This window comes from Halolamina salina (genome assembly GCF_042678005.1).
In the GTDB taxonomy this organism is placed as follows: domain Archaea; phylum Halobacteriota; class Halobacteria; order Halobacteriales; family Haloferacaceae; genus Halolamina; species Halolamina salina.
Genome location: NZ_JBHUDH010000116.1, coordinates 19,591 through 23,397, shown reverse-complemented (window position 1 = coordinate 23,397; position 3,807 = coordinate 19,591). Strand labels below are relative to the sequence as shown.

At 69.3% G+C, this 3,807-nt stretch carries 5 protein-coding genes (1 of these 5 only partly in view); all 5 read left to right on the top strand.

The window, feature by feature from the left end; all coding sequences use genetic code 11:
- Positions 1-197: 197 nt before the first annotated feature.
- Positions 198-719, top strand: a complete 522-nt coding sequence (locus ACFR9S_RS10395; protein WP_379818567.1) for an Ntn hydrolase family protein — start codon at positions 198-200, stop codon at positions 717-719.
- Between the two features lie 43 nt (positions 720-762).
- Positions 763-1,422, top strand: coding sequence for a twin-arginine translocation signal domain-containing protein (locus ACFR9S_RS10390; RefSeq protein WP_379732259.1), 660 nt, complete (start codon positions 763-765; stop codon positions 1,420-1,422).
- A gap of 39 nt (positions 1,423-1,461) precedes the next feature.
- On the top strand, positions 1,462-2,028 hold the full coding sequence (locus ACFR9S_RS10385; RefSeq protein ID WP_379818565.1) for a hypothetical protein: 567 nt from the start codon (positions 1,462-1,464) through the stop codon (positions 2,026-2,028).
- A gap of 63 nt (positions 2,029-2,091) precedes the next feature.
- The gene (locus tag ACFR9S_RS10380; RefSeq protein WP_379732257.1) at positions 2,092-3,471 is read left to right on the top strand and encodes a signal recognition particle protein Srp54; all 1,380 of its coding nucleotides are present in this window, start codon (positions 2,092-2,094) and stop codon (positions 3,469-3,471) included.
- 74 nt (positions 3,472-3,545) lie between these two features.
- Positions 3,546-3,807: part of an MFS transporter coding region (locus ACFR9S_RS10375; RefSeq protein ID WP_379818569.1), annotated on the top strand (this coding region is incomplete at its 3' end). Its footprint extends 649 nt past the window's final position; the window shows 262 of its 911 annotated nt.

The window sequence follows — 3,807 nt, the reverse complement described above, 5'->3', positions numbered from 1 at the left end:
GAATTGGGCCACTCGATTCCGGCCGGTTCGGCGGGCGTACAGCCGCGGCCGGCACAGCCCGCGAAGCCGAGCGCCGTGCCGGCGCCGATCGTGGCGAGCAGATCGCGTCGGGAGGGCATTCGTCCGAGAGTGGGCGCGGACGCACTTGGCCGCTGTGGCGCGGGAGCGTTTTCCGTCGGGGCGCCCAACCCCGGCCCATGCCCACCGTCGTCGCGTTCGAGACCGAGGGAGGCGCCGTGCTCGCGGCCGACCGACTGGTCGTCGACAACGACACCGTCAGCAGCAAGCACGCCGACCGGATCGCCGAGTTCGGCGACTGCGGCGCGGCGGCCGTCGCCGACCCGGGCGAGTTCCGGCGCGAGCTCGACGGGAAACGCCGGGCGTACGAAAGCGACCACGGCGAGAACCCCGGGATCGAGCCGTTCACCCGGATGGCGACCGGAATCGCCGAGGCAGTTGGAACCGACGCCGCCGTGGCCGCGCGGGACGGCGAGGGTCACGCGCAGGTCCGGGCGGTGTACGCCGACGGGAGCGTCATCGACGACTCGCCGGTCGCGCTCGGGACGGGCGCGGAGCTGGCGTTCGGCCGGCTGGAGGCCGGCGTGCCGAGCGACCTCGACGAGGCGGAGACGTTCGCGCGGGAGGTTATCGAGGGCGTCGCCCAACGCGACACCCGCACGGGCGAGGACGCGGACGCCTGGACGCTCACGAGCGAGTGACGCGCGGCGAAAAGTAATTAGCTGTTTGAAACGAGTGACGGGTATGAGTGACGAAAGGATCGAGCAATCACTGAGCCGGCGGAGCGCGATCAAAGCCGGCGTCGCCGTCGGTCTCGGGGGCGCGCTCGCCGGCTGTTCGACGCCGGGCAGCGGCGGCGGCGACGAGATACGGCTGACCGAGAGCTTCGAGGACGGCCTCGGCGGCTGGGAGACGGCCGCCCACATCGGCCCGGAGGAGGAGCTGTCGGATTTCGAGTGGGCCATCGAGCGCTCGCAGGAGCAGGCCAGCGAGGGCGACTGGAGCCTCTCGGTGGTCACCGAGGGCGACCACGACGACGGGACGGCGTGGGCGACCACGGAGCTCTCGCCGGGCGACGCCGAGGCGTTCGAAGTGAGCTTCGACGCCTGGAGCGAGTCTGAGTCGTTCAACATCCTCCGCAACGTGGTCTCGTATCTCGGCCCCGAGGCGCCGACCGAGGAGGGCGACTTCCCCGATCCGGGGGTAAGCTCCTCGGACGTCGACGGCGCGCCCTACGGCGGCCTGCGCGAACCGCTCCACCTCGCGGCGGGCTGGCGCGAGTACAGCTACACGTGGGAGCCGGACTCCGTGCCGGAGACGCTGTACTTCTCGATCGGCGTGAGCGTCGTCTGGGAGGCCGACGCCACCCACTACGTCGACGACGTGCGGGTCGTCCGGCTGTAGGGGACAAAACACACCTTACTGGGGCGGAAACTGCGATCCATGCGTCTCACGCGGCGACGGGTCCTCGCTTCCGCCCTCCTCGCGGGGCTGAGTGGCTGTGCCGGGAGTGAGGACCGGCGGAGCCAGACGCCGACGATGACCGAACGCGGGTACGAGGAGCGCGTCGACGACCCCGAGAGCGTGACCGTTCGACACGCCGGGGGAGAGCCGGCAGTCCGGTCGACGCTGGTCAGCCCGACGATGGAGTGGGACAGCGAACGGTGGCTCGTCGGGTCGCGCGACGAACTTGAGGCGCTCTACTTCTCGGCGGACGCGACCGGCGTCGACGCCGCCGAGGCGTTCCTCGCCGGGACTGACCTTTCGGCCGAATCGGTGCTCGTCCACCAGTATCGAGTCGACGAATGTGTCGACTGGGAACTGCAGCGACTCCAGTGGCGCGAGGCCGAGCAGGGACCAGCCGGCAGCGTCGCCGTCGAACTCCGGTACGAGTCGACGGAGCGAGGGTCGGACTGCGAGCGCGGTGACGACGAGGACGTCGCCGCGACGTTCGTCCGCATCCCGGCGACGTTCGAGCGGGTCACGAGGTTCGGCAGTTGGGTGTCGTAGCGGCCACGGCGACCCGTTCGGACGGACAAGCGTTTATGGGTCGGCCGCCAACGGTGGGGTAAGATGGTACTCGACAATCTCGGGAGCTCCCTCCGGGGCACGATGGACACGCTCCGCGGGAAGTCCCGCCTGGACGAGGAGGACGTCCAGGAGATCGTGAAGGAGATCCAGCGCTCGCTGCTGCAGGCCGACGTCGAGGTCGACCTGGTGATGGATCTCTCCTCGAACATCGAGGAGCGCGCGCTCAACGAGGAGCCGCCCGGCGGCACCTCCGCGCGGGACCACATCCTCAAGATCGTCTACGAGGAGATGGTCGACGTCGTCGGCGACTCCACCGAGATCCCGCTTGAGCCCCAGACGATCATGCTCTCGGGGCTGCAGGGGTCGGGGAAGACGACGACCGCCGCCAAGATCGCGTGGTGGTTCTCGAAGAAGGGGCTGCGCCCGGCGGTCATCCAGACCGACACGTTCCGGCCCGGCTCCTACCAGCAGGCCAAGCAGATGGCCGAGAACGCGGAGGTGCAGTTCTACGGCGACCCCGACGCCGAGGACCCCGTGAAGATCGCCCGCGACGGCCTCGAAGCCACCAGCGACGCCGACGTGCACATCGTCGACACCGCGGGTCGGCACGCGCTGGAGTCCGAGCTGATCGACGAGATCGAGGAGATCGAGCGTGAAGTGAACCCCGACCGGAACCTCCTGGTGCTCGACGCCGCCATCGGGCAGGGCGCCAAGGAACAGGCCCGGGAGTTCGACGACGCCATCGGCGTCGACGGCGTCGCGATCACCAAGCTCGACGGGACCGCGAAAGGTGGCGGGGCGCTCACCGCGGTCAACGAGACCGACTCCTCCATCGCGTTCCTCGGCACCGGCGAGACGGTCCAGGACATCGAGCGCTTCGAGCCGGACGGCTTCATCTCCCGGCTGCTCGGGATGGGCGACCTCAAACAGCTCTCCGAGCGCGTCGAGCGCGCGATGCAGGAGACCGGCGACGAGGACGAGGACTGGGAGCCCGAGGACATGCTGGAGGGGAGCTTCACCCTGAAGGACATGCAGCGGCAGATGGACGCGATGAACAAGATGGGGCCGCTCGATCAAGTGATGGACATGATCCCCGGGATGGGCGGCGGGATGATGGACCAGCTCCCCGACGACGCGATGGACGTGACCCAGGACCGGATGCGCAACTTCGAGGTCATCATGGACTCGATGACCGAAGAGGAGCTCGAGGACCCCCGCTCCATCGGCGCCCAGCAGGTCAAACGCATCGCCCGCGGCTCGGGCACCGACGAGGAGACGGTGCAGGAGCTGCTCCAGCAACACAAGATGATGGACAAGACCCTGAACCAGTTCCAGGGGATGGGCGACGGCGACATGCAGCGGATGATGAAGAAGATGCAGGGCGGCGACGGCGGCGGCCTCGGCGGCATGGGGCCGTTCTGAGGCCGGTCGTCGATACCGAACCGCGTTCGCCGCATCCGCGCGCTTTTTGCCCGCGGCCGGGGTAGCCCGCCCCGATGGAGCTTCGCCGCCTCGCGCGCTACGACGCGCTCGTTCTCACCACGCTCTTGTGGTTCATGGCGAAGTTCGTGCGCTACCTGTTCCCGCCGCTTTTCGACCCGTTTCAGGTCGCCTTCGGCGTCTCCAACACCGCGACCGGGCTGGCGTTCTCCGCGCTGATGACCGTCTACGCGCTGATGCAGTTCCCCTCCGGCGTGGTCGCCGACCGCCGGGGACCGGTCCGGGTGATCGCCGCCGGCGCGGTCGCGGCGGCTCTCG

Coding starts and splice junctions, on each gene's coding strand:
- ACFR9S_RS10395 (WP_379818567.1), top strand. CDS start 198: ATGCCCACCGTCGTCGCGTTCGAGACCGAGGGAGGCGCCGTGCTCGCG.
- ACFR9S_RS10390 (WP_379732259.1), top strand. CDS start 763: ATGAGTGACGAAAGGATCGAGCAATCACTGAGCCGGCGGAGCGCGATC.
- ACFR9S_RS10380 (WP_379732257.1), top strand. CDS start 2,092: ATGGTACTCGACAATCTCGGGAGCTCCCTCCGGGGCACGATGGACACG.
- ACFR9S_RS10385 (WP_379818565.1), top strand. CDS start 1,462: ATGCGTCTCACGCGGCGACGGGTCCTCGCTTCCGCCCTCCTCGCGGGG.